Here is a 26,079-nt window from a genome sequence, read left to right as displayed (position 1 = left end):
GCAAGATATATTTGAACGTCGTTCAAATTTTTTACGCTGTGTGATAGACAGGCGGAAAAGCAGTTGAGGCGGGGCATGGCGCGTAAAGGCAAAGATCCTGAAGCTCTCAGGAACGCTATCACGGATGCGGCGGAGCAGATCATCGTCGAGGAAGGATTTCGGGCCTGTTCGGCACGGGCCGTGACGGGAAAAGCGGGCTGCGCACTCGGTTCCCTTGGTTATCTTTTCGGGGGGCTGGATAATGTCATCCTACAGGTGAACGCCCGAACGCTGGTGGACATGGGAAACTTCATGTTTGCCGAAGCGGAGAAAAGTTCCGGAAACCATACGCGAAAACTGGAGGCTCTTGCTCTGGGATATTTCCGCTATGCCCGGGACCATCTGAATCGCTGGGACGCGCTCTTCGCCCTGCGCTGGGGTGCGCAGGAAGAATTGCCATCGGACTATCTTGCCCTGCGCGATAGTCTGGTGGAGCGGATCGGAACGCTGTTTGCCGCCGACATGCCTGTTTCCGCGCAGGAGCGGTCTGTGTTCGCACGCACCATGTATGAAGCCGTGCATGGCATTGTCGTGCTTGGACTCGACCGCAGGCTTGGTGGAAGTCATGAAGATGTTGAAACGCGTCTGCGCCTGTTGATCAGGAAAATGATTGTATCAGAGTAGAGAAAGCTGAAGATACAGACGCTGGGGCTTGCGGGCGGGGGATGTCCGTGGCGGAGAGAGCAAGAGCAGGCTGATATTTAAAAAAGAATTTTATATCAGCCATTCCGAAAATCTGGATATGTCAAAAGATGTCTGGTTGTCAGTTGCTGCTGCGACCAGGCAACCCATCATGTGCGCTGCTTTTCCGGCAGATGCGGTGATCGGGTTGTGCTCTCTCAACGCAAGGCAGTCCGATGAATGCAATCGTCGTCACCGCTCTGCGGCGGCCCTATACCTTCATTGTCCTTTCGATTCTGATCGTCATGTTTGGTCTCCTTTCAATCAGGAAGACCCCGACAGATGTTTTCCCAAATATCAGAATCCCGGCCATCGCAGTCGTCTGGTCCTATTCCGGGATGCTCCCCGAAGAATTTTCCGGGCGCATCATGTACAATTTCGAACAGGGTGTGACCTCCACGGTGGAGGGGATCGAGCATATGGAAGCCGATTCCTACTACGGTCGTGGAATCGTGAAAATCTATTTCCAGCCCGGGACAGATATCGGTGCGGCGGAAGCGGACGTCACCGCCATCTCCCAGACGGTCATCCAGCAGTTGCCGCAACATATTGCGGCCCCGATGATCATGCGTCTGGAAGCGTCCTCCGTGCCGGTGGTAACACTGAAGTTGACATCTGATGTGATGACACCGTCAGATTTATGGAAGCTTGCCTTCATCCGTATCCGTTCTCTTCTGGTCACGGTGCCCGGAGCCGTCGTGCCGCAGCCTTATGGCGGCATGGACAGTTTTGTCATGATTTCGCTGAGTCAGCAGCAGCTTCAGGCCCATCACCTGTCGGCGATGGATGTGCAGAACGCTCTGGACCACCAGAATGTCGTCAGACCAGCGGGTGATCAGAAGATCGGCCCGACAGACTGGATGGTGCAGACAAACGCGACGCCGAGAACTCTTGACGATATCGCGGATATTCCGATCAAGCGTGTCGGAAACGCGGTTGTCTACATCCGTGACGTCGGTCAGGTCTATCGAGGTGGCCATCCTCAGAGCAACAGCGTTCTGGTCAAGGGCAAGCAGGCCGTCATCATGGTCGTCATGAAAAGTGGTGAAGCATCTACGCTGGATGTTGTCGATGACGTGAAAAAGATGATGCCGCGTCTTCAGGCGGTGCTGCCGTCCAGCGTCAAGATCAGCATTCTCAGTGATGCGTCCGGCTTCGTGAAGGATTCCATTCACGACGTGATGCGGGAAATGGTGACGGCCGCCGCATTGACCGGACTGGTTGTTCTGTTGTTCCTTGGATCGTGGCGTTCAACCGTGATTATCGCGACTTCCATTCCTCTGGCCATTCTCTGTTCGATCATCGGTCTCGGCTGGGTCGGACAGACGATCAACGTCATGACGCTGGGTGGTCTGGCTCTCGCTGTTGGTATTCTTGTTGATGACGCAACGGTCATGATCGAAAATATCGACACGCATCTTGAAATGGGAAAGGAGCTGGAAGAGGCGATCATTGACGCCGCCAACCAGATCGTCATTCCGACATTTGTTTCCACCACCTGCATCTGCATAGTCTGGCTGCCTCTTTTCGAGCTGGACGGCGTAGCTGGATGGCTCTTCATGCCGATGGCGGAAGCCATCATCTTCGCCATGATCGCCTCTTTCATTCTCTCGCGGACGCTGGTTCCCACCATGGCGAAATATCTTTTCGCCGGGCATGTGCAACCGGGCGCGCATGGGGAAGAGCATGAAGCTCTGCCGCACGGCAACAATGCCTTCACCCGGTTTCAGAAGGGGTTTGAAAGAAAATTCACCAGTTTTCGTGAGTCCTATGGCGTGGTGCTGGGGAGGCTTATCCAGAACAGAACGGTTTTCGTTGGTATTTTCCTTGGAGTTTCCGTTCTGTCATGCGGTTTGTATACTGTGTCAGGGAAAGACTTCTTCCCGGAAATCAAATCCGGTCAGTTGCAGATGCACATGCGCACTCCTCTGGGCACACGTATCGAGGTTGCGGGACGTATTGCGACACTCGTCAGCGACAGGATAGGCGAGCTTTTACCCGGCAAGGTGGAAGATGTCGTGAGTAACTGCGGATTGCCGGAAGGGGCGCACAATCAGGCGTTTATTCCGACGCCGACACTGGGTGCGCAGGATTGCGATCTGACGATTTCCCTGACAGACGAAGCATCACCGGTTTGGGATTATCGCGCCATTCTGCGGCGTGGCCTCTCGGCGAGTTTTCCGGGAACGGTCTTCACCTTCCAGCCTGCGGATCTGACGGCGAAAATCCTGAACTTCGGTTCACCGTCACCGATTGATGTCAAGATTGGCGGGCCGGATCTGCGTGCAAGCTACAACTACGCTGTCGTTCTCGCCAACAGAATCCGAAAGGTTTCCGGTGCAGCCGATGTTTCTCTCCAGCAGACCATGCGGACTCCGACCCTGTTCGTGGAAGGCGATCGTACATTCGAGCAGGCGACCGGGATCGACGAAGGAAATCTTGCCGATAATGAGCTGATGACGCTGTCAGGCAGTTCGCAGGTTGACCCGCAGTACTGGTTTGACCCGAAAATGGGTGTAACCTTCACGCTGAATACATATGTGTCACAGGACCAACTCACTCATTACAACGATCTTCTGACCATTCCCGTGGATAAGGGCGATGGCGATCCATCGGGGAAATCCATGCAGCTTCTGGGGGCGATGAGCCGGATCAAGGCGATCGGCACACCAGGAGAGGTCTCGCATTATAACTCGATGCCGGCCTTCGATATCTATGTGTCGGCAGAAGGCACAGATCTGGGTTCCGTTCTTGATGGCGTCAAACGTGAAGTGGAACTGACCAAAAAGGATGTGCCGCAGGGCTCCGTCGTGGATGTCGAAGGGCAGGCCACAACCATGAGTTCGGCCTACAAGGAACTGGTAGGGGGACTGATCGTATCCGTCGTGCTGATCTACCTGCTCATTGTCGTCAATTTTCAGTCATGGCTTGACCCGTTCATCATCATATCGGCGCTGCCGGGCGCTCTGGCCGGCATCGCCTGGAGCCTGTTTCTGACACGCACACATCTCTCCGTGCCTGCCTTGACCGGAGCCATCATGTGCATGGGAACAGCGACGGCCAACTCCATTCTTGTGGTTGATTATGCAAGGGAGAGACTGGCCGTGCATGGAGAACCGCTGAAGGCGGCGCTTGAAGCCGGTTACGGACGCATTCGTCCGGTCATCATGACGGCCAGTGCGATGATTGTCGGCATGGTGCCCATGTCCATTAGCAACTCCCAGAACGCCCCGCTGGGTAAGGCGGTCATTGGCGGTCTGCTTGTCGCTACGATTTCGACCCTTCTTTTTGTTCCCTGTGTCTATGCAATTTTCTACAGCCGAAAATCTTCTCGTAAGGAGGCCGTGTGATGGCGCGCTCGATCCGTAAATATTCCGGATTGCTTCTGGTTGCTGGCGTTCTTGTTCTGGCTTCGGGTTATGTCATCGTTGAACGGATGGACGCTGATTATGAGGTGAAGCTGGTCACTGAACACAGCGCCATTCCGGATGTGGAAGTTGTCACGCCGGAACCGGGGGCAAAGACCGTGGCGCTGACCCTGCCGGGAACGGTGGACGCCTGGTATCAGGCGCCGATCTATCCGCAGGCATCTGGTTATGTAAAGATGTGGTATAAGGATTTTGGTTCCGATGTGAAGGCGGGAGATGTTCTCGCCGACATCAATGCGCCCAGTCTGGATGCCCAGTTTGCTCAGGCCAAGGCGGATCTGGACGCTCAGGCGGCGAAATACAATCTGACGGTTGTCAGCGCCAACCGTTGGCATGCGATGGCGCAGTCTCAGGCTGTTTCCGGACAGTCCGTTTCCGTGGCTGATGCAAACAAAAAATCGGGTTACGCCGAAATGCAGGCGTCGCAGCATAATCTGGATCGTTTCGCAGCGCTTGAGAAGTTCAAGACAGTGGTGGCGCCTTTTGACGGTGTCGTGACGTCGCGTGATATCAATGTGGGAGATTATGTCAGCGCGGGTGGCGGTGAGCATTCCGCCAGCGGTGATGCGAACCAGATGTTCGTCGTTTCTGACATGCACAGGATGCGACTGTTTGTGTCCGTTCCGGAAGTCTTTTCCTACATGCTCAAACCCGGTCTCACTGCGACCGTATCCGTTCCCCAGTTTCCGAACCGGACATTCGAGGCGCACTTTCTGACCATCGCCAAGGGATATGACCCGAATACACGTACCGCCGTCACGGAATTTACGATTGATAATCCGGATCATCTGCTCTGGCCGGGAACCTTTGCTTCCGTACATCTGACATCACCCGCGGAGGGGGGCATCTGGCAGATACCAACCTCGACACTGGTGTTTCAGGAAGCCGGCATGCAGGTCGCTGTTGTCTCCAGTGATAACCACGCACATTTCCGGTCCATCACGGTTGGGAGGATGGCTGACACACGCACGGACGTTATTTCCGGACTTCAACCGGGCGATCGGATCATTCGCAATCCTCCTGCCGATCTTCTGGATAATCAGGAAGTCCGTGTTGTCGTTCCCGCCAAAGGCTACGAGCGTGCGGATGAGGAGATCGAAGGATGAAGAAAACGTCGATCAAATCGTCTTCTGTCCTGAAACGGATCATGATGGGGACATGTGCTCTGGCATCAGTCGCGGCCCTGTCCGGATGCGATCTCGCACCCCATTACGAGGCTCCGCATTTCGTCGTGCCGGATAGCTGGACCGGTCAGACGCCTTTTGCGAAAGCAACGCCCGCAGAGCTTCAGATTCCGGTAAACTGGTGGACACTGCTGGGTGATCCCGTTCTGGATAATCTTGAGCAGCGCGCCGTTGAGCAGAATGCGGATTTACAGGCGGCGGCTGAGCGGTTTGTGCAGGCCCGTTCTCTGGTCATGAAAGCCCGTGCGGACCTGTTGCCGCATTTCGGACTGGCGTTCGGCGCTTCCGACAACAAGCAGTCGGCTGACGCGCTGTTCCGCTACAAAGGGGCCACAACCGCGACAGATGAGTTCTATGGTGGCCTTGCGTCATGGGAACCTGATTTCTGGTCGGAAATCCGTAATCAGGTCCGGATGCAGAAATTCGCGGCTCAGGAAAAGGCGGCTGATTTTGCAGGCCTAAGACTGAGCCTCGCGGCTGATCTGGCGTCGGATTATATCGCTCTCAGAGGCTATGACGCGCAGGATGCGATCTATCGTCAGTCCATCGCCTATTACGGCAAGGCCGTGGACATGACACGCACGCAGTTGGATAATCAGGCTGCGCCCCGTCTTGATCTTGCCCGCGCGCAGAACAGACTTTATGTGGCGCAGGCTGCGGAACTGGATGTGCGGGCGCAGCGCGAGGTGACGGAGCATGCGATTGCGGTTCTCACCAACACGGCTCCGGAAAGTTTTCATATCGAACCGCGTGATAGTTTCTCGTTTCGAACTGTGGATGTATCTCTGGGCGTTCCATCGGAACTGCTGCAACGGCGTCCGGACATCGCCGCCGCCGAGCGCGTGATGGCGCAGGCCAACCGTTCCATCGGTGTCGCACGGGCTGCTTTCTATCCGCATATTTCCCTGCGTGCGAATGGTGGTTTCGACGCCAACGGTTTTGATCTCGCAAAACTGGCCAACAGCATGTGGAGTTATGGCGCTTCAGCCTCCATGCCGATCTTTGAAGGCGGGCTGCGTCGCGCGGCGCTCCAGTATTCATGGTCTGTCTATCGTGAGACACGGGATTCCTATCGCTCCACCATTCTCTCCGCGTTCAGGGAAGTGGAAGATGAGCAGTCCCGTGTGCGGTTGCTGCGTCAGGAGGATGCGCGTCTCAAGGGCGCGGTGGGTACGGCCATGGACATGCAGAACATGACGATGACGCTCTATAAAGGAGGGCTCTCGAATTATCTTGAGGCGATCGTGGCGCAGGAAGCCGCTCTTGATGCTCGCATTGCGGAAGTGGAGGTCGCCGTTCGGGCAGAGCAGGCGGTTGTCGGTTTGATCCGTTCCACGGGAGGAGGCTGGAATGACACGCTGCTTCCAACGCCTGACCAGACAATGACCTTTGATGTGCTGCAATATGGCGACCTGCATTATCCCAAAGCGGCAGGCGGTATTACAGCGCAGCCCCCCGAGCAGTTCGAAAATCTGGTAACGGGCCGGTCTGTACAGGGAAAAATCCGGTAATCGAAAGATGACGGCCTGAGAAAGTTTTCTCAGGCCGTGTCTGGAATAATTTCACTTGCTGTCTGTCGGGCATCTTCATCAGCCTGAACGGGTCCATTGAAACCGGATCTGCTCTAACGTCGGATACGGGCAAGCCGTACGGCCGTATGATGCCGTGCAGCCCGAAAGTTCGGCATGACAAGCAGGCAGTGATCATACGGGGTACGGATCTCGTCCGGACCGTCCTGAGCGATGAGCGTGCCCCGTGCGGGGATGATGGTGCCGCTTGCAAAGGTATGAATGAAATGGAAATGCCCTGTGTGAGCGGTGACCCGATGCGTGGTGTCGGCAATCATCAGAGGAGTTAAGGATTTTTCGACACTCTCTGTCATCTCCGAAGTAGATAGAAAACGAAGGACCGTTTCCTTGGTCGTTTCGAGACAGTCCCATGTCCAGTGTTGACCGGCCTCCAGCAGGCAGGCCTGTGCCGCAGAATGCGGACTGGTGAAGTGCGGCATGTCGATCAGTCTTGGTCCGGCACGATGCCCGCCATCCCCGACGATGAGTGGAGGGATGCCGATTGAGGCTGCAAGAGACATGCCTTTTTCGGACGGCCCAGCCAGCATGAGCGGGCCGGCGGGCCATAACATGGAGTGGAGATCAAGAAGTCTGTCGATTGTGCCGATATAGGGGAGAAGCTGACAGACGCGTGTCTGCTCTTTGGAGTGCGAGACCGGTCTGGCGGGATCTGTGTCCCACAGCCGGTTCATATCTTCATCGACAAAACGGGACAGGATCGGGTTTTGCGGAGAGAAGCGGTCGAAAGCGTCCATGTTGAGAAAGATCAGCGACACTGTGCCGCGCCGGGGCACGAATCCCCGTCTGAGCAGATCGGCGAGAACGATGGCCCCCGCGTACTCGTTCCCATGCATCAGGGCCGTGATGGCGACGTGAGGGCCGGGCAGCGGAGCCGTGAGGCGATGGACGCCGGGAATGCCGACATTTCCCTCGCGCCAGAGGGAAAGATCGGGTTGTGGCAGTTCAAGGGGAAGAGAAGGAAGAGCGTGCGACGCAGGGGGGAGCTTTTCGGATAACCGCTTGCCGGGAGTGGTGCGGACTGAAAAGTCTCGACCTGACGTGGGGGGCTCCATGATGCGCGGCGGTCCGGCGTCACATTGTATTGGCGGGAAGAGGCGCTGTGTCGGCAACGCATATGCGACGGGTCATGTCGCGAAGAAAACGGTCGCAGGCGTCCAACTGGCTGCGTTCGATCCATTCATCGGGACGATGCGCCTGCGCGATGCTGCCGGGGCCGCATACAATGCTCGTCATGCCGGCCTGCTGGTAAATGCCCGCTTCCGTTCCGTAGGAGATGAAGCCCTCCGCATTGGTCCCGACGGACTGCCTGACCACTGTGGCCAGCGGATCATTGTTCGGAAGGGATAAGGGCGGCAGTTCATTGACGATTTCAAAATTCAGTCCGCATTCGGGTGAGGCTTCCTTCATCCACTGGTCTGTTCTGGTCAGCGCCTGCTTCATGCGGTCGAGAAGAGCGTGCGCGTCATCGCCGGGGACGGTGCGCCATTCGATCTCGGCCTCCGCATGTTCGGGGATGATATTGAGCGCTACGCCGCCGCTGGCCAGTCCGATCTGGATGGTGGAGTGAGGCGGATGGAACCCGTCAACCTGTCTTCCTTCAAACGCAAAGCGACGCGCCTCCTCAGCGACCCACGCCATGGCTTCGCCAAGGGCATGAAGGGCGTTCACACCATCCGCAGGGTAGGCTGAATGACCAGCCTTGCCACGGGCGGTCAGACGCACCGACAGACGTCCCTTGTGGCCGATGACCGGCAGCATGAGAGTCGGTTCACCCACGACACACCATGAGGGAAGAAGATGATCGGCCTCTGCCTGCCGCATGGCGATCCGTGCGCCGTCGCAGGTGATTTCCTCATCATGGGTGAAGAGCATGTGCACGGGGCGTTTCAGTTCCATGGCGGCCAGATCCGGCACGGCCGCAAGCATGCAGGCCACAAAACCCTTCATGTCGGCGGCTCCACGGGCGATCAGCCGGGTGCCGCTTTCATGGAGCTGGAAGGGATCGGATGACCAGTTCTGTCCTTCGACCGGCACCGTGTCCACATGTCCGGCAAAGGCGAGGCCACCTGCCGTGCGCGGCCCGATGATGGCGTGCAGATTGGCTTTGGTCTTCTCGGGATTATAGCTCAGTTTCCAGAAGACGCCGTGAGCGTCCAGCCATTCACCAATCCAGTTGATGAGCGCGAAATTGGAGAGCGTGCTGGTCGTATTGAAGGACACGATATGGCCGAGCATGGCGACGCTGTCGGTCGAGCCGGGGTGCGGAGCCGGGAAGGGGGCGCGGGCGTCATCCATAGGGAAGAGAGTATTCACGTCTGGGCTCTGGCTGCAATCCCGGATCATCCAGCGATGACCGCCACTAACGACTGGACGTGCCGCTGTTTTTGCGGCACGGGTAGAGTTCTATTCAAGTCTTTGAAAGATTTGAATAAATTTTGAGATTATGCGGATTTTCTGGATTTGAATCCCTTCTCTGACAAAGAGTATCATCCTTTGCACAGCCTGTGGCGCAAACTGCCCGCAGAGCCGCGCAGGCGGGGTGCTGCCGGATTGACCGCGTGGCTGGCGCCGAAAGCGCACTATCCGGTCCCTGTCGCTGGCGAGCATCTGCTCGTTGGAGGAGAGATCAACAGAGCGTCGGGTCTGGGCGAAGGCGCACGCATCATGCTGCGGGCCTGCCGGGCTCTGGGCATCCCGGCCAGCGGCTTTCAGGCCAGCCTGCTTGAAGGAGTGTCGCCGCCTTCGGACGGGCCGACCCGGTCGCCGCTGATACTGCACGTCAACTCACCCTCCCTGCCTTCCGTGCTGTTGAAGCTGGGACGCGGATTTCTGCGGAACCGCCGGATCATTGGCTACTGGGCGTGGGAACTGCCGGTCGTCCCGCCGCTCTGGAAGATGGCGGCAGGGTGTGTTCATGAAGTCTGGACGCCGTCGCTGTTTTCCGCCCGCGCTCTTGAAACGATCATGCCCGGTCGGGTGAGGGTGGTGCCTCATGCGCTGGCTGCTGACCCGCTCCTGCCCTCGCGTCTGGAACGCAGCGCTTTCGGTCTGCCGGATAACGCCGTTGTCGTGCTGGTTTCCTTCAGTCTGGCCTCAAGCTTTGAACGCAAGAATCCACTGGCCGCCATTCAGGCGTTTCGCCGGGCGTTCGGTGAGCGTCCGGACCGGTTTCTGCTGCTTAAAGTTTCGCATGCCGGACATTATCCGGAGGATATGGAGCGTCTGAGAGCAGCCATTGCCGGAGCCGGGAATATCCGTATCGAGGAAAGGGTTTTCCCGGCGGAAGACTCTCAGGCTCTGATCCGGTGCGTCGATATCGTGCTTTCCCTGCATCGCAGCGAAGGGTTCGGTCTTGTTCCTGCGGAAGCCATGCGTCTGGGGCGTACTGTCGTGGCCACCGACTGGTCGGCGACGTCGGAATTCCTGAACGCTGGGTGTGGTCTGCCTGTCCCGTATCGTCTGGTGCCTGCCCGCGATCCCCGTGGTGTCTTTGAGGCGGCGGGAGCTGTCTGGGCTGAGGCCGATATCGAAGCCGCGAGCGCGATACTGTCCCGCGCTGCTGATGACGCCGCCTTGCGTGAAAGGCTTGGAGCACAGGCCATGCATGTTGCAGGCCAACGGTTTTTCGGAAGTGAACTACTGGCGGCTCACTGGGCGCTGACACGTCGTGGGCAGGCGCATCCACACATGCAGCGGGCATCAGAGCAGGCGTCGGCATGATAAAGCGGGTTCTTGTCTGGCAATGGGGACGGCGGGGAGGTGGCCCGCGATTCGGGCTGAATCTCGCTCAGGCGATCGACCGTCTGCCGGGGCGTGAGGTGTTGCTGTGTCTATCCCGCCGTGCCGAAATCCTGACCGCCCCCGGTTTTCCCCGTCATGCGATGACAGTGTGGCAGGTCGAGACCTATGGGAATCTGAGCGGCCTGCTGCTTCGCCTGCTTGGCGCCCCCGTCGTCATCCCGCGATTGTTGAAGGTGCTGCGACTCTGGCGACCGGATCTGGCGATCTGCGCGATGGCCGGGCCGGTCGATCTGCTGATGGCGTCTGCCTTACGCTGTGCCGGAGTGCCGCTGGTGGTCATCGTCCACGACGCACTGCCGCATCCCGGTGATGGCTTTCCCTTCCAGCACACCTTGCAGAACATTCTGATCCGGCAGGCGCAGGGTGTTGTCGCCCTGACGCATCATGTCGCCAGCCAGTTGCGTGAACAGGCGGGAATGCAGGAGCGTGAGATCGTGGTGGCCAGCCTGCCTCCGTTCGACTATCCGGCCATGCAGGGGAGGGCCATTCCGCCCGTTATACGACCGCCGGGCCCTATGCGGCTGCTCATGTTCGGACGACTTCTGGCTTACAAGGGTCTGGATCTGCTTCTGGAAACCCTGAAAGGTTTGTCGCCTGTCTCCGACTATGAATGTCGTATCGTCGGCAGTGGCCCGGACTCGGACGTGTTGCGGAAGCTGGCGGCGCTTCCCCGTGTGTCGGTAGAAAACCGCTGGGTAGAGGAAGAGGAGATTGCCAGCGTCATCGGCTGGGCCGATGTGATGGTGCTGCCTTACCGGGAAGCAAGCCAGAGTGGTGTCGGGGCCGTGGCCGTTGCTGCGGGAAAGCAGGTGTTGGCCACACGTGTCGGGGGGCTGGAAGAGCAGTTTGCCGGACTGCCGGGCGTGACCCTCTGCGATGTCGATGTGAGGGCTCTGACAGACGCGTTGGAGGCGCTGATTCTGGCGGGGCCTACGGTATCGGAAGGACGGACAGGACAGACCGATATCCTGTGGGAGACTATGGCGGCCACCATGCTGTCGGATGTGGAACATTTAAGGCATAATCAGGAGACATCGCAGGAGGAAATCGTTGTGGTGCCGTCTTCGTAAGGCGCTGCTTCTGTCCGCCCGTTGTCACGCCGGGTAATCAGGCCGACATGACAACGGAACTGTCTTTTCGGGGTACGCCAGAACGGCGCGTGCTATTATCCCAGTGTAGGCATGGAGAATTCCGTGCCGTTACGGATACCTTCCGGCCAGCGGCTGGTGACGGCTTTCAGGCGCGTGAAGAAGCGCACTCCTTCCGGTCCGTGCATGTGGTGATCGCCGAACAGCGAGTCTTTCCAGCCACCGAAGGAATGGAACGCCATCGGCACAGGAATCGGCACATTGACTCCGACCATTCCCGCCTGAACGCGATGGGTAAAATTGCGGGCGGTGTCGCCATCGCGCGTGAAGATGGCGGTGCCGTTGCCGAACGGACTTTCATTCACCAGTCTGAGGGCCGTTTCAAAATCAGGGGCGCGCATGACGCACAGAACGGGACCGAAGATTTCTTCCTGATAAATCTTCATATCGCATGTGACATTGTCGAAAAGCGAGGCTCCGGTGAAGAAGCCAGCTTCATGGCCGGGAATCACATGCTCACGTCCGTCCACGACCAGTGTCGCTCCCTGTTCGACGCCGGAATCCACCAGCCTGCACACGCGCTCGCGATGCTGCGCCGTGATCAGCGGTCCCATATCGTTGCTGCCATCCTCGCCCGGACCGATCTTCAGTGTGCTGGCCCGTTCGGCCAGCTTGTTCACGAGAGCGTCCGCCACGGGACCGACAGCGACGGCGACCGAGATCGCCATGCAGCGCTCGCCAGCCGATCCCCACGCTGCGCCCGTGAGCGCGTCCACGGTCTTGTCCAGATCGCAGTCCGGCATGACGATGGCGTGGTTTTTTGCCCCGCCCAGAGCCTGCACGCGTTTGCCGTGCGCCGTGCCCGTTGCATAGACGAGCTTTGCGATCGGCGTGGAACCGACAAAGCTGACGGCCTTGATTTCGGGATGTTCAAGGATGGCGTTGACCATATCCTTGTCGCCATGCACCACCTGCAACACGCCATCAGGCAGGCCGGCTTCCTTGAAAATCTCAGCCAGCATCACGGACGCTGAAGGATCGCGCTCCGAAGGCTTGATGATGAAACAGTTGCCGGTCGCAATCGCCATCGGGGCCATCCAGAGTGGAACCATGACGGGGAAATTGAACGGCGTGATGCCTGCTGCAATGCCGAGCGGCTGGCGGACCGTCCAGGCGTCAATGCCCCGGCTCACCTGCTCGGTATATTCGCCCTTGAGGATTTCCGGCGCGGCTGTGGCGAACTCGATGACCTCCATGCCGCGTGTCACTTCACCCTTTGCGTCCGGAATTGTCTTGCCATGTTCGGCAGAAATCACAGCGGCGAGTTCATCGGCACGTTTTTCCACCAGATCGCGGACCCGGAACAGGATGCGGGAACGGGTCAGGGCAGGTGTGTCTGCCCATTTCGGAAAGACAGCCCGCGCGGCGGAGACTGCCGCTTCCAGATCCGCCGTATCGCCGAGCGTGACCTGAGCCTGCACCGCGCCGGTCGCGGGGTTGAAGACATCCGAACGACGCTGGCCTGCGCCTTCGGTTTTCTGGCCACCAATGAAGTGAGGAATGATTTTCATTTGTTTTGTCCTTGTCAGTAAAAAGTGGGAAAAAAGAGTTATTCGGCGGAGTGGCCGCTGGCGGTGGTCAGGGGTTCGTGGGACAGGGAAATGCCTCTGCGCTTTCCGTCCGCTGCGGCGGAGGGCAGCGTTTCAGGCACGAAAAACAGCGTGACGAGGAAACCGATGATGCAGATCGCGGCGGGATAGAGCAGTCCGGCGAAGACATTCCCGGTGCGTGAGACGAGGCTGAGGCTGATGAGCGGAAGGAAGCCGCCGAAAATGCCGTTTCCGATATGGTAGGGAATGGAAATCGAGGTGTAGCGTACCGCTGCCGGGAAGGTTTCGACGATGAACGCGCCGTAAGGTCCGTAAATCAGCGCGGCGATGACCACGAGAGCGAACACGATGGCGGCGATGGGAGCGGCATCGATTCCACTGTCATGGACACAGGATTTCAGAACCATGAACAGTGGCAGATAGAGGATGGCCGCAGCGGCCATACCGGTCAGGGCGAGCGGCTTGCGCCCGATCCTGTCAGACAGGCGACCGAAGATGACGAAGAACGGCAGACCGCACAGCGCACCGGCCGCCACGGCGAGTGTCGCAGGAAGAAAGGCGACCTTCAGGACGCTTTCAAGAAAATACAGGGCGTAGAACTGTGCTGTGTAGAATGTCACGGCCTGAGCGCAGGCGACGCCGAACAGAAAAGTCAGGATACGGCGCGCATTGCCGGGAATGGTGAAGGCGTCCCGGATGGGAGAAGAAGAAATCTGGCGATTTTCCTTCATCTCCAGAAACACCGGAGATTCGTGCAGTCGCAGACGGATGCGGAAAGACACGCCTACCAGCACGATGGAAAACAGGAATGGCAGACGCCAGCCCCACGCTGTGAAGCTCTCCTCGCCCAGTCCCAGACGCAGCCCGAGAACGATGCCCAGCGCCAGAACGAAGCCGCCGGACGCCATGGCCTGAATATAGCTCGCCCATTTGCCGCGCTCCGTGGCGGGAGCGTGTTCGGCGACATAGGTCGCGGCCCCGCCATATTCACCGCCCAGAGCCAGACCCTGAATGATCCGCAGCGTGATGAGCAGAACCGGCGCGACATAGCCAGCGGTTTTGAAATCAGGCAGCGCACCGATGGCGGCTGTTGAACAGCCCATGATCAGCAGGGTGGTGAGAAAGGTGATCTTGCGGCCGAAGCGGTCTCCGAAGTGACCGAAGACCAGACTGCCGAGAGGGCGGACCGCGAAACCGGTCGCGAATGTCGCCACACTGATCAGCGTGGAAGCCATGCCGTTTCCGGGTGGATAGAACATCTGCGCGAAGAAAATCGCGAGGCAGCCATAGAGAAAGAAATCATACCATTCGATGATGGTGCCGACGCTGGAAGCAAAAACCAGGCCATGCATCGAAGGACTTCTGGAGGAGACTGTAACGCTGCTCATGGTGCGGTCCTCCCTGTTACGCGGCCCAGACGCGGTGGTAGAGCGCGACGATGTCCTGTGCGGTCGGCACACGCGGATTGTTGGCGGGCGACCCGGACGCCAGCGCCTGCTCCGCCATCAGCGGCAGCAGGTTGTCCCATCGTGCGACATCCAGCCCATGTTCTTTCGGCGTCGGAACTCCGATTTCCCGGTTTCTGCGACGCAGCCCTTCCACAAGAGCCTCGCCTGCGGCGTCGTCGGATGTGCTGGCGTCGGCAATGCCCATCACGCGAGCGGCCATTGCATAACGCTCCGGCGCGCCGGACAGGGACCATGCCGTGATCTCCGGCAGCAGCATGGCGTTGGACAGGCCGTGCGGAACATGGAAATGCGCTCCGATGGGTCGGCTCATGCCGTGTACCAGTGCGACGGAGGCGTTCGAGAACGCCATGCCCGCCTCGAAAGCGCCTTGCATCACGGCGGCGCGGGCCTCGCGGTTGCCGGGCTCCTCGCAGGCGATGGGCAGCCATCTCCAGATCCGCTGCATCGCGCTCAGGGCGAGAGCATCGGTGAAGGGAGAAGCTTTTTTCGAAACCCAGGCCTCAAGCGCATGCGTCAGGGCGTCCGTGCCGGTATCGGCCGTCAGCCTGCGCGGCATCGTCAGGGTCAGTTCGTAGTCCACGATGGCGATGTGCGGCTGATAGGCTGGCCCCATACAGAGCATTTTCTCGTCGGAGACTTCATCGGTGATGACGGTGACCCGCGTGGCTTCCGATCCTGTTCCGGCGGTTGTCGGAATGGCGATGATTGGCAGGCCCGGCGTGTTCTGGATATGCGGCACCTTGAGACCGGAGGGTGTCGTGTCATGCCGTGCGAGCACGGCGACCATCTTGGCGGTATCGATCGGGCTGCCGCCGCCCAGCCCGATCACGCAGTCATGCTCACCATCCCGCAGCATGGCGAGGGCCGCGTTGACGCATGCGACGGTCGGGTCCGGAACGGTCTCCGTAAAGGCCCGTATCGTGTAACCGGCCTGTTCCAGAATGGAGCTGACCCGTTCAAGAACGCCGTTCGAAGCCATGAACGGATCGGTGATGATGAAAGGCGCCTTGAGACCGGCCTGCTGAAGGGCGTCCGGTAGGTCGTTCAGCGCGCCGCCCCCAAGCCGGACAAAAGGTGGAAGGACCAGTGCAGTCATCAGATTTTCCCCTTTTCGCGGATGGAGTTCCGGACCTCGGTCCTGCTCCATCTCTCTTGTGCTGCTGAAAGGGACTGGCACGGTCCGGACGCACGGAAAATCTGGTGTTTTAGCCCACCCCATGTGCAAAAATGCACGGATATTTTGAAATATCGGCAATGAGAGGATGAAGCATGCACGGAAGACGGGGGCTGGACTGGCGTGATCTCCAGTATTTTCTGGCGGTTTCCCGCGGTGGATCGCTGTCTGTGGCCGCGCGGGAGCTGGGTGTGGAGCACACGACTGTCGCCCGGAGAATTCAGTCTCTGGAGCAGACAATAGATGCCACGCTCTTTGAACGGCACCCGCGCGGCTATCGGCTTACACGACAAGGTGAACAGCTCATGGCCGGTGTGGAGGCAATGGAGCGGGAAGCGCAGGAGGTGGCGTTCAGCGCTGGAGGGGGGCTGTCGGGCACGGTGCGGATCAGCGCTCTGGAGGGCTTCGGGAACTTTTTCCTCGCTCCACGGATCGGCGCGCTGCTGGAAGCCAATCCGGATCTGACGGTGGAGATGGTGACGATCCAGCAGATCGTTTCTCTCTCCCGCCGTCAGGCCGATCTCGCCATCAGTCTTACCCGGCCATCCGGAGACCGGTTTCATGCGGAAGAACTGACGGACTACCGCCTGTTCATCTACGCCAGCCCGGATTATCTGCGGCGGCACGGGCCGGTGAGAAGACGGGAAGATCTCGCGGATCATCGGTTTGCAGGTTATGTCGATGAACTCGTATTCTCGCCATCTCTGGATTATCTGGCGGAGGTCGGGATCGATTCCCGGCAGGTCCGGATTCAGAATTCCAGTATTCAGGCGCAGAAAGCGGCGGTTCAGGCTGGACTTTGTCTCGGTGTCCTGCCTGCCTTTGTTGCGGAATCAACGCCCGGTCTGGTGCGGGTCCTGCCGGAGAAGATCAGTCTGCTGCGGACCTACTGGCTGATTACGCGGGGAGATGACGCGGGGTCGTCGCGGCTCGGTCATCTGTGCCGGGTGTTACGGAATGAGACCCGCTCCGCTCAGTCGTTCTTCCTGCCGCCGCCTGACTGTCCCTGACGTGTCGGCCGGAATAATCGTCGTCTTGAAGAGGCTCTCGTGGTCCGTTTGCCTGTCGTTGTCAGCGTTTTCGAAATTTTCTGGAATGGAAAGAGCGTTTTTCTCCCTCAGGGCGTCATTTCCATGAAAATCTGGCTTTCCGTGTTGATCCCGTCCGCCGGACGACCGCCGGGTTCGTCAGCGCCCATCGCCCTTACCCCGTGAATCAGGCAATCTCCTTTATGAACAAGGATCGGTTCCTTGGGCTGCAAGGTGAAGGCTGCATTGGGATAGGAAATTCCTTCCCCCTTGAGATAGGCCGTGTGCAGCGTGGTGGTCTGGGGTTCAAACATGAACGCATCCAGCGCCGGATTGTCCGAATAGGTGCCGTCATGTGGAAACTGCGGGCAGCCGCCATGTTCGAGAAAGACGGAATGAGACACGACCCACCAGTGCAGCGGGGTCCGGAACACCACTCCCGGACCGGCGACTGCCGCGACATTGCCGTCGATTGAAAAGATCATCCTGTCTTTGGGTACATGATAAACCTTGTAGGCTGTTTCATGCTTTTGTGGAGACATGAGGAATTCATCCGACATGGAGCCGTTGAGTTCAAAAGATTCCGGAGATGGCTGCGTGGGTGTGGTGGTCACATGCAGATGCGCCGTCATCGTGTAGGGTTTGCCGACAAAATCCGAGCCGTCGAGAATGACGAACAGGCAGTTCTTCAGCGGGAATGGTCTGGCGAGGTGGATATGCACAGGAATGCGCTGATGGTCTGGCGCGTTCTGTTTGACGATGGGAGCCGCCAGCGTGATGTTCGGAAAGTGCGCGTTGATGGCGGCATAATCTCCAACATCCTCTGCCTGTGTCGGACAGGCGGGAGACGTTGCCATATGCAGGGAGATCAGGGCTTCGCTGAATTGTTCGGAAGGAGAGGTGGTTTCCACATAGCCGTCTATCCCGACAAGGCTCTGTCCCGGTTCAAGGTGAACGGGAAAGAGCGGTTTGCGCGTCAGACCTTTGGTGACTGTTGTGGCGGAAGCATTGATCTCCACCTCTGCTGCCTGCGCGCCTGTGCACAGACCGGCGAGCAGCAGGACCGGCAGGAAGGCCTTGAGGGCAGAATCTGGCAGCATGGTGTGAACCTCTCCTCCGGGGTGGGGTGACGCTCACTATAAGGTATACTGCCGGAAATTATACCACCAGTCTTTCGGTCCTGCCGGTTTCCGACGAGGGCATCGTGATGAAGGTTGCTCTGGAGGCCGCAACAGAGGCGAGGGGGCAATGGCATCCACAGATGGTATTGCCCCCCCCCTGCTTCCGGAGGCTGATCGGTGTCGTCCTGATGCGGGTCTCAGGCTAATGGAGAAGCGTGCCCAACCACTGATAGACAATGACGATGACGACCAGAAGCATGCTGAGAGCAATTGAATGCGCCCATGTTTTTCTCAGAACATCGCCTTCACGTCCCTTGAGATTGGTGACGGCGACGCCTGTCGCGATGTTCTGGGGCGATATCATTTTACCCATCACGCCTCCGGCTGAGTTTGCGGCAGCGAAAAGAAGCGGGTTGAGATGCAGGCTTCGTGCGGCGCTGACCTGAAGATTGCCAAACAGGGCGTTGCCGGAGGTATCGCTGCCGGTGAGAAACACGGCGACCCAGCCAAGAAGTACAGAGAGAACATAGAAAAACGGTCCGGACGAGGCGGCTCCGAAGCCGAGCGTATAGGTCATGCCCGAATAATTCATCAGATAGGCAAGGCCGAGTGTAAGGGCCACGGAAACAACGGCGATCCAGCCCTGTCTAAGCGTGATGATGACGGCCTCGACATATTTTCGCGGTGAGATGCGACAGAATACGGAAAACAGTATGCCTGAAATAAAAATTGCCGTTCCTGTACCAAAGGGTTCAAATTTCCATATGGCGGCATAATCAGTGTTGTAGAGAGAAATGTGAACATTCTTGTGCAGGCCGGGCCACGGGATGGAAAAAGCCATTATGGTGTTCAGCTTGAGCATGTCCCAGCCGATGATGACGCAGGTGACGATGATCCATGGCAGCCAGCCACGCCAGAGAGCCCGTGCGGGGTGGGCCGGGGTTTGTGAATCACTCCACGAAATATTGAAAGAGCGGTCTGGTCGGGGTTGCCAGAACTTCAGAAAGGCAACGGTTGCGACAAGGGACACCGTTGAGGAGGCGATGTCGGTAAGACTGTATGAAAGGAAATTGGAAACAAAAAACTGGCAGAATGCGAAGCTGGCTCCTGCGACGAGCAGCACTGGCCAGATGGCCCTGACAGATTTCGCTCCCGCATAGAAAGCCATGACGTAAAACGGCAGGATCAGCGCAATGGGAGGGAGGAGATGCCCGATGACGGCGCCGAGTTCGGATGCTGGCAATCCTGTAACGGACCCGAGAACCGTAACCGGGATTCCCAGCCCGCCAAAGGCAACTGGCGCAGTATCGAAGATCAGCACATATGTCAGGGCTTCAAGGGGGGCAAAACCGGCAGCGATCAGCAGTGAACTGGTCACCGCGACAGGAGAGCCAAATCCGGCAATACCTTCAAGCAGCGCTCCAAAGCAGAAGCCGATGACGACAAGCAGAATACGCCGGTCTTCCGGAAGGTTGGCGGTGATCCATGCCCGGAGCGTATCGAAATATCCTGAGACGATTGTCAGGTTGAAGAGAAGGATTGCCGTCAGGGCGATCCACATCACGGGAAACAGGGAGAACGTCACGCCATATGAAATACTGAGAGCCGCCAGTTTCAGAGGCATGTGCCAGATGAAAAGAGCGATGAGCACACCCGCGATCATCGCGAGAAAGGTTGATTTCCAGGCCGCCCATTTCATGACGCCCATACAGAACAGGGCGACGATGATTGGCGTGGCGGCAGCCAGACAGGATAGCGAAACGCTGCCCATGACTGGTGTCAATTGCTGAACATACATGGTGCCGGTTATCTCCGATCTTATTATTGCTCTCTATTGGCACGGATCATGTAATGTTGCTACTCGCCAGATAGAGGAAGCCGCCAGTGTTCGTCTGTCGTGGTCCGGTTACATTGGTGCGCCGGTTATCCGGAAAACCATTGCCACATTCCCAATATCAGCGGCCCCAGCTTTTGCTATGCGTTCCATCGGCAACGCTCAGGATAGCGTGGAAAGTTTCTCCTCCTGTTTCCGTAACTGCGTCGGTTTTTTCGGTAATGGTTCCACAACAGGTGTCCATGTCGCCTCACATCGCCTGAGACGGTTTGGTGGGACTTGCAATCCTGATTGCAGGAACCAGATGTGATCCAGATCATCAGCCGCGATTGGCTATCAATACTGAAGCGTGCCGGGCCGTTTTAATCATGATGGCGAGTTTGTTCCTGTAACGCGTATGGAAGAAAAACAGAATTTTGAATATTCCTTGTTCTTTCTGAATGATATGAAAATCTCTTCAACAGTTGGGTATCCGTCTGGGTGCTTGCGGGGTAACGTATAAAGCCGCGTGCAGGATCTCCAGTATCGTCCCGGTGCCGCGGGATAACCCGGATTGCGCTGCTGTCATCCTGCGCTAGACTGCGGGCCAGATGTCCGCCGCCTTTCCCTCCCCGTATGAAGCGCCCGCTCTTGTCGCTGGTCATGGCTTCTTCTCCTGCCTCACCGTTGACGGAGAGTTGCTGACGCTCAACCGGACGCGGGCGAAGCAGTTTCTACAGGAAGAGCCAGCGCCACTGGTCGTGCACGCCCCGGCGACGGCCCGGATGCTGGGCATGCCGCCCCCCGGACAACCGGCTCCGTGGTTCGATCTGCTGGAACTGTTCGCCTTCGTGCATCCGGCCCGTTCCGTCGCGCCCACGCCGCGTGGGCTGGCCATCGCACTGGGGCTCGGCGACCTCGATGGACGGCGCGTCGAAGCAAACACATTGCCGGATCTGGCCGCCCGTCTGCTGACTGACCTGCGGGCCCTGAAGAACACACCCGCTTGTCCGTTCCTCGCGGCTCTCGCCACCCGTCTGGCCCAGACCGGCTGGATCTGGAGCGGCGCGGTCATGGAAGCGCTGGAGATCACCAGTCCGTTGTCGCGTGACGCGATGCAGCCCGGTGAGGCGCTGAGAATCTGGGATCAGCTTCCCAAATGGGAGGATACGGCCCGCCGTCCGCCGCCCGGCTCCAACCCCGTCACACCGGCCGAGGCCCGGACCCGGCTGAGTCAGATTCTCGGACCTGATGCGGAAATCCGGGTGGGACAGGCTGACTTCGCCGACGTCGCCACCCATGCCTTCGCCCCGCGCGAGGGGATGGGCTTTCCGCGTGTCGTGCTGGCGGAAGCCGGAACCGGCACGGGCAAGACGCTCGGCTATATCGCGCCCGCCAGTCTCTGGGCCGAACGCAATGGCGGCGCGGTCTGGGTCAGCACCTATACACGCCATCTCCAGCGCCAGATCGAGGCGGAAACAGCTCGCCTGCATCCCGATCCCGCCGTCCGGCGTAACCATGTGGTCGTGCGCAAGGGGCGTGAGAACTATCTCTGCCTGCTCAACATGGAAGAGGCGGTGAACATCGCTCCCACGCGTGGTCCGGGTCCGGTCATCGCGCTCGCTTTGCTGGCCCGGTGGGGGATGGCGACGATGGAAGGCGACCTGTTCGGCGGCGATCTGCCCGGCTGGTTCGGCGATATTCTTGGTCATGGCGTGCTGGCCGCCACAGCCGATCGGCGTGGCGAGTGTATTCACGGCGCCTGCCCGCACTATCAGCGCTGCTTCGTGGAACATTCCATCCGACGCGCGCAGGATGCGGATCTGGTGATCGCCAATCACGCGCTGGTCATGGCGCAGGCGGCTTGGGCGCAGTCGCAGGGTTTACCTGCGCTGGAGCAGGGCGACCAGCCGGAGGCCGCACCGGAAGAAGCTGTGCCCGACGAGGACGGCATCCCCACGCGCTATGTGTTCGACGAGGGGCATCATCTGGCTGACGCGGCGGATGGGGCGTTTGCGCTCGAACTTTCCGGGCTGGAAGCGGCGGAGCTCCGCCGCTGGCTGCTCGGCGCGGAGGGCAGCCGCTCGCGGGCGAGGGGATTGCGCCGCCGTCTTGACGATCTGGTGGCGGGAAATCCGCGTCTTGAGACTCCGCTTGATGCCGCCTTGCTGGCCGCGAAGGCGTTGCCCGCGCCGGGCTGGTCCGGGCGACTCTGGGTTGAACCGCAGGCGGACAGGCCTGAAGAGCCGCCCGAACCGGACGATGTGACGGCGTCGCTGTTCCCTGTACCCGCCCCCGTGCAACTGGTTGAACCAGTGCTCGACAACCCCACTGAGACGCTGCTGCATCTCTTGCGCGATCAGGTGCTGGCTCGAACGGTCGGGAACGGGCCGGTGCGCCGCAATGGCAGCGAGTGTGATCTGCATCCCATGATCGAGGGGCTTGGCGAGGCTGCCAATACACTCGCCCGGGCGTTGGGCCGTATTGCCGAGCCGCTTCGCACGCTCGTCAACCGGCTGGAAGACAAGCTGCGCGAGGACACGGACACTCTTGACACCGCCGCCCGCGCCCGTATCGAGGCGATGATCCGGTCTTTGCAGCGTCGCGCCATCGGGCGTCTCGACGGGTGGGTGTCGATGCTCACCACCTTCTGCACCCCGCCCGACGAGGTGGGGCCGCCTCAGTTCATCCGGTTCATCCGCCTTGAGGCGCGGGAGGGGCAGCGGCGGGGCGAGCAGGATGTCGGCCTGCACCAGCACTGGCTCGATCCGACCCTGCCGTTCGCCGCTGTGCTGGCTGCGCCCGCGCACGGTCTTCTCATCACTTCCGCGACCCTGCGTGACGAGACGGACACGGATCAGTCCGCCGAGGCTGAGCGGATATGGGAGGCGGCGGAAGCGCGTGTCGGCGCGAGCCATCTGCCGTCTCCCGCGTTGCGGGCCTCTCTCGCCAGTCCATTCGACTATTCCCGCCAGACCCGCGTGTTCATTGTCAACGATGTCGCGCACGACGATCCTGAAACGCTGGCTGCGGCCTTTCAGGCGCTTTTTCTGGCTTCCGGTGGTGGAGGGCTCGGGCTGTTCACGGCGATCGAGCGGTTGCGGATGGTGCATCGCAGGATCGCGGCGCCTCTGGAGGAAGAAGGTATTCCGCTTTACGCGCAGCATGTCGATGCGATGGATAACACCACGCTGGTTGATGTGTTCCGCACGGAGACGGACTCCTGCCTGCTCGGCACGGATGCGATGCGCGACGGTGTGGACGTGCCGGGTCATGCGCTCCGTCTTGTCGCGTTCGAGCGTGTGCCCTGGCCGCGTCCGGATATCCTGCACCGCGAGCGGCGGATGCATCTCTCACAGGGCAATCCCCGTCTTTATGACGACCGTCTGGCGCGCCTGCGTCTCAGGCAGGCCTTTGGCCGTCTGATCCGGACGCGTACGGATCGCGGCGTGTTCGTTCTTCTTGACCGCCGCGCACCCTCCCGGCTGCTCAGCGCCTTTCCCTCTGGTGTGATACCGCATCGGCTCGGGATCGCGGCGGCGGTGGAGGAGATTAAAGCCTTTTTTGCAAAAGATGATTGAGCGGACAGGGGGTTCTGTTTCCGCGCGCGTTGGGGCAGCATCGGTTTCAACAGAAACGGTCCGGCGCAGTCTGCACTGACAAGGAATGAATGATGGTTTCCGACAACAGGCGCTTCAAGAACCTCAGCCCTTTTGAGCTGAAGGACAAGCTCATCCGTATGGCCACCCGAAAGTCGGGACGCACCATGCTCAACGCCGGTCGCGGCAACCCGAATTTTCTGGCGACGTTACCCCGGTCCGCCTTCTTTCATTTCGGGCAGTTCGCGCTGGCGGAATCGGAGCGGTCCTTTTCCTATCTGACGGCGGGGATTGGCGGACATGCCCGGATGGAGGGGATCGAGGACCGTTTCGACCGCTTCCTGTCCGAAAAACGCGGGCAGGACGGCATTCGTTTTCTGACCCGTGCGATCAGCTATGTGCGGGATCAGATGGGTCTGTCAGCAGCCGCCTTTCTGCATGAGATGGCGGAGGGTATTCTGGGCTGTCATTACCCCACACCGCCGCGCATGCTGCCGCTGAGCGAGCAGATTACCGGACATTACGTTCTGAACGAAATGACCGGGGGCACGCTGGCGCGGGAGGAGGTGGATTTCTTCGGTGTCGAGGGTGGCGCGTCGGCCATGGCGTATATCTTCAACTCGCTGAAGCAGAACGGGCTGATCGAAAAGGGCGACAAGGTGGCGCTCGGTATGCCGATCTTCTCGCCCTATATCGAAATTCCGCATCTTGAGGAGTTCGGGCTTGAGGAAATCGGCATTCACGCCACGCAGGAGACAGGCTGGCAGTATCCGAAGGAAGAACTTGAGAAACTGAAAGATCCTGCGGTCAAGATTTTCTTCTGCGTCAATCCGGGTAACCCGACCGCGGTGAAGATGGACGATGCGTCCATGCAGGCCATCGCGGAGATCGTACAGAACGACCGTCCGGATCTGATCATCATCACCGACGATGTGTATGGCACCTTTGCCGACGACTTCCGCTCTCTGTTCGCCGTCTGTCCGCTCAATACGATCCTTGTCTATTCCTTCTCCAAGTATTTTGGGGCGACGGGCTGGCGTCTCGGTGTGATCGGCATGCACAAGGACAACGCGATCGACGGGCTTGTCCGTAAACTGCCGGCGAAACTTACCGGAGAACTGGCGGAGCGTTATTCCAGCCTGACGACTGACCCCGGCAATCTGAAGTTCCTTGACCGGATCGTGGCGGACAGCCGTCTGGTGGCGCTGAACCACACGGCAGGCCTGTCCACGCCACAGCAGGTGCAGATGGTCATGTTCTGCCTGTTCTGCCTGATGGACGAGCATGATCACTACAAGCAGACGGTCAAGAACCTGCTCCGCCGTCGTGAGGCGACGCTTTACAGGGCGCTCGGCGTTGCGCCGCCAAACGATCCCAATGGGGTCAACTATTACACCATGCTCGATCTGAAGAGCATCTGCCGCACGCTGTATGGCGATGAGTTTGCCGAATGGATGGCCATACGCTCCAGTTCCAGTGAGGTTCTGTTCCGCATTGCCGACGAGACGGGGATCGTTCTGCTGCCGGGGCAGGGGTTCGGTCTTCAGCGTCCCGCAGCCCGCGCTTCGCTGGCCAATCTGGATGAGTATCAGTACGTGTCGATCGGTCGGTCGCTGCGAAAAATGGCCGATGAGTATTATCAGGCGTTCCTGAAGACCCGTAACTGAGGTCGAACCGGGTTTTTTATGGGTGGGCAGGCCCGACTCCCTGAGGTGGGAGTCCGACTTAACACAATGCTAAGTCTTCTCTGTGACCCTTGCTGTAACGAAAAATCGTTGCCGCAAGGGGTTAAACCAATCCATGGAATTTCAGGATCATCACCCGGACAGCGATGTCCGACAGCCCGCAACCGAAGAACTGGCAGAACTCCGCGCCTGTATCTCGCAGTTTGCCTCAACCGATCCGGTCATCATTGCCTGGGCAGGACAGTGCGCCAGCAATCTGGCGGAAGAGGATCAGACCACGGAAGACATGATCCGTCTGTCCGCAACGGTGCTCAAATTTGTTCTGGACCTCGATCTACAGGCCCGCGCCGCTGTGAAGCAAAGCCTGCCCGCCGAATGGTGTGTGTCTCTCTGAGAGACAGCAGAGTCCCGGGATTGCTGCTTGCAGGACAGGGAGAGAAATCTCTCGATCCCGTCGGATATCACTCCGATGCCGGGCTTGGTTCGGGGGCGGAGGGATAACGGAGGCTTTCCGCAAAGAAGCCCGAGAGTGTGGAAAGAAGCAGGGCCTGCCGGAACGAAAAGGCAGTGACGGCCTGTTATCGTGTGCCGGGATTGAGCCCCGATCTTCCCGCTGGGCTGGAGATCACAGCTTTAATCCTGATATCTGGTGAAGGGGGGGCAGCCTTATCGCCACGCCTGTTCAGGGTAAGACAAGATTATGATTTCTACGGCGACTGTCGTTGAAAACTTTCCTGATATGGAAAGAATTTTCATGTGGTGCCGTGAAA

17 protein-coding genes are annotated in these 26,079 nt (G+C 59.1%); 10 read left to right on the top strand and 7 right to left on the bottom strand.

Annotated elements, in window-relative coordinates:
* Positions 1–75: 75 nt before the first annotated feature.
* The 4 genes from LKE90_RS10605 to LKE90_RS10590 all read left to right on the top strand — a co-directional run bounded on the left by LKE90_RS10605 (position 76) and on the right by LKE90_RS10590 (position 6,843).
* Positions 76–663: a WHG domain-containing protein gene (locus tag LKE90_RS10605; protein ID WP_291494526.1), complete on the top strand. Its 588-nt coding sequence runs from the start codon at positions 76–78 to the stop codon at positions 661–663.
* A 233-nt stretch (positions 664–896) separates the two neighbouring features.
* Positions 897–4,070, top strand: a complete 3,174-nt coding sequence (locus LKE90_RS10600; RefSeq protein WP_291494527.1) for an efflux RND transporter permease subunit — start codon at positions 897–899, stop codon at positions 4,068–4,070.
* The gene (locus LKE90_RS10595) at positions 4,070–5,254 is read left to right on the top strand and encodes an efflux RND transporter periplasmic adaptor subunit (RefSeq protein WP_291494528.1); all 1,185 of its coding nucleotides are present in this window, start codon (positions 4,070–4,072) and stop codon (positions 5,252–5,254) included. The genes LKE90_RS10600 and LKE90_RS10595 overlap by 1 nt, the downstream gene beginning before the upstream one ends.
* A complete protein-coding gene (locus tag LKE90_RS10590; RefSeq protein ID WP_291494529.1) occupies positions 5,251–6,843 on the top strand; it encodes an efflux transporter outer membrane subunit in 1,593 nt (530 codons plus the stop codon). Before LKE90_RS10595 ends, LKE90_RS10590 begins: the two co-directional genes overlap by 4 nt.
* Before the next feature lie 113 nt (positions 6,844–6,956).
* Here LKE90_RS10590 and LKE90_RS10585 read toward each other — a convergent pair whose 3' ends face one another.
* Together LKE90_RS10585 and argE are read right to left on the bottom strand one after the other, a co-directional pair.
* Complete coding sequence (locus LKE90_RS10585) at positions 6,957–7,973, bottom strand: succinylglutamate desuccinylase/aspartoacylase domain-containing protein (protein ID WP_291494530.1); 1,017 nt, start codon at positions 7,971–7,973, stop codon at positions 6,957–6,959.
* Between the two features lie 19 nt (positions 7,974–7,992).
* Complete coding sequence (gene argE, locus LKE90_RS10580) at positions 7,993–9,234, bottom strand: acetylornithine deacetylase (RefSeq protein ID WP_291494531.1); 1,242 nt, start codon at positions 9,232–9,234, stop codon at positions 7,993–7,995.
* A gap of 147 nt (positions 9,235–9,381) precedes the next feature.
* Here argE and LKE90_RS10575 point away from each other — a divergent pair, with 147 nt between their 5' ends.
* Both LKE90_RS10575 and LKE90_RS10570 read left to right on the top strand, forming a co-directional pair.
* Positions 9,382–10,641 (top strand): glycosyltransferase family 4 protein, encoded by a 1,260-nt coding sequence (locus tag LKE90_RS10575; RefSeq protein ID WP_291501459.1) that lies wholly within the window; start codon positions 9,382–9,384, stop codon positions 10,639–10,641.
* Entirely contained in the window at positions 10,638–11,792 is a 1,155-nt protein-coding gene (locus tag LKE90_RS10570) for a glycosyltransferase family 4 protein (RefSeq protein WP_291494533.1), read from the top strand. Before LKE90_RS10575 ends, LKE90_RS10570 begins: the two co-directional genes overlap by 4 nt.
* Before the next feature lie 95 nt (positions 11,793–11,887).
* On the opposite strand, the gene LKE90_RS10565 is transcribed toward LKE90_RS10570, so the two are convergent.
* The 3 genes from LKE90_RS10565 to LKE90_RS10555 are packed head-to-tail and all read right to left on the bottom strand — an operon-like array spanning position 11,888 to position 15,985.
* Positions 11,888–13,381: a CoA-acylating methylmalonate-semialdehyde dehydrogenase gene (locus LKE90_RS10565; RefSeq protein WP_291494534.1), complete on the bottom strand. Its 1,494-nt coding sequence runs from the start codon at positions 13,379–13,381 to the stop codon at positions 11,888–11,890.
* A 38-nt stretch (positions 13,382–13,419) separates the two neighbouring features.
* Positions 13,420–14,808: an MFS transporter gene (locus LKE90_RS10560; RefSeq protein WP_291494535.1), complete on the bottom strand. Its 1,389-nt coding sequence runs from the start codon at positions 14,806–14,808 to the stop codon at positions 13,420–13,422.
* Between the two features lie 16 nt (positions 14,809–14,824).
* The gene (locus LKE90_RS10555) at positions 14,825–15,985 is read right to left on the bottom strand and encodes an iron-containing alcohol dehydrogenase (protein WP_291494536.1); all 1,161 of its coding nucleotides are present in this window, start codon (positions 15,983–15,985) and stop codon (positions 14,825–14,827) included.
* A 173-nt stretch (positions 15,986–16,158) separates the two neighbouring features.
* Between LKE90_RS10555 and LKE90_RS10550 the strand changes: the two genes are divergently transcribed.
* The gene (locus tag LKE90_RS10550) at positions 16,159–17,073 is read left to right on the top strand and encodes a LysR family transcriptional regulator (protein ID WP_291494537.1); all 915 of its coding nucleotides are present in this window, start codon (positions 16,159–16,161) and stop codon (positions 17,071–17,073) included.
* Positions 17,074–17,180: 107 nt separating this feature from the next.
* On the opposite strand, the gene LKE90_RS10545 is transcribed toward LKE90_RS10550, so the two are convergent.
* Positions 17,181–18,191 (bottom strand): hypothetical protein, encoded by a 1,011-nt coding sequence (locus LKE90_RS10545; protein WP_291494538.1) that lies wholly within the window; start codon positions 18,189–18,191, stop codon positions 17,181–17,183.
* Between the two features lie 223 nt (positions 18,192–18,414).
* A complete protein-coding gene (locus tag LKE90_RS10540) occupies positions 18,415–19,983 on the bottom strand; it encodes an L-lactate permease (RefSeq protein WP_291494539.1) in 1,569 nt (522 codons plus the stop codon).
* 653 nt (positions 19,984–20,636) lie between these two features.
* On the opposite strand from LKE90_RS10540, the gene LKE90_RS10535 reads away from it, so the two are divergent.
* The 3 genes from LKE90_RS10535 (at position 20,637) to LKE90_RS10525 (ending at position 25,703) form a co-directional block, all read left to right on the top strand.
* The gene (locus tag LKE90_RS10535) at positions 20,637–23,606 is read left to right on the top strand and encodes an ATP-dependent DNA helicase (RefSeq protein ID WP_291494540.1); all 2,970 of its coding nucleotides are present in this window, start codon (positions 20,637–20,639) and stop codon (positions 23,604–23,606) included.
* A gap of 92 nt (positions 23,607–23,698) precedes the next feature.
* On the top strand, positions 23,699–25,291 hold the full coding sequence (locus LKE90_RS10530; RefSeq protein WP_407066111.1) for a bifunctional aspartate transaminase/aspartate 4-decarboxylase: 1,593 nt from the start codon (positions 23,699–23,701) through the stop codon (positions 25,289–25,291).
* A 133-nt stretch (positions 25,292–25,424) separates the two neighbouring features.
* Positions 25,425–25,703: a hypothetical protein gene (locus LKE90_RS10525; protein ID WP_291494542.1), complete on the top strand. Its 279-nt coding sequence runs from the start codon at positions 25,425–25,427 to the stop codon at positions 25,701–25,703.
* Positions 25,704–26,079: the final 376 nt, after the last annotated feature.

It is taken from the genome of Acetobacter sp., from assembly GCF_022483985.1.
In the GTDB taxonomy this organism is placed as follows: domain Bacteria; phylum Pseudomonadota; class Alphaproteobacteria; order Acetobacterales; family Acetobacteraceae; genus Acetobacter.
This window is presented reverse-complemented; position numbering and strand designations above follow the sequence as displayed.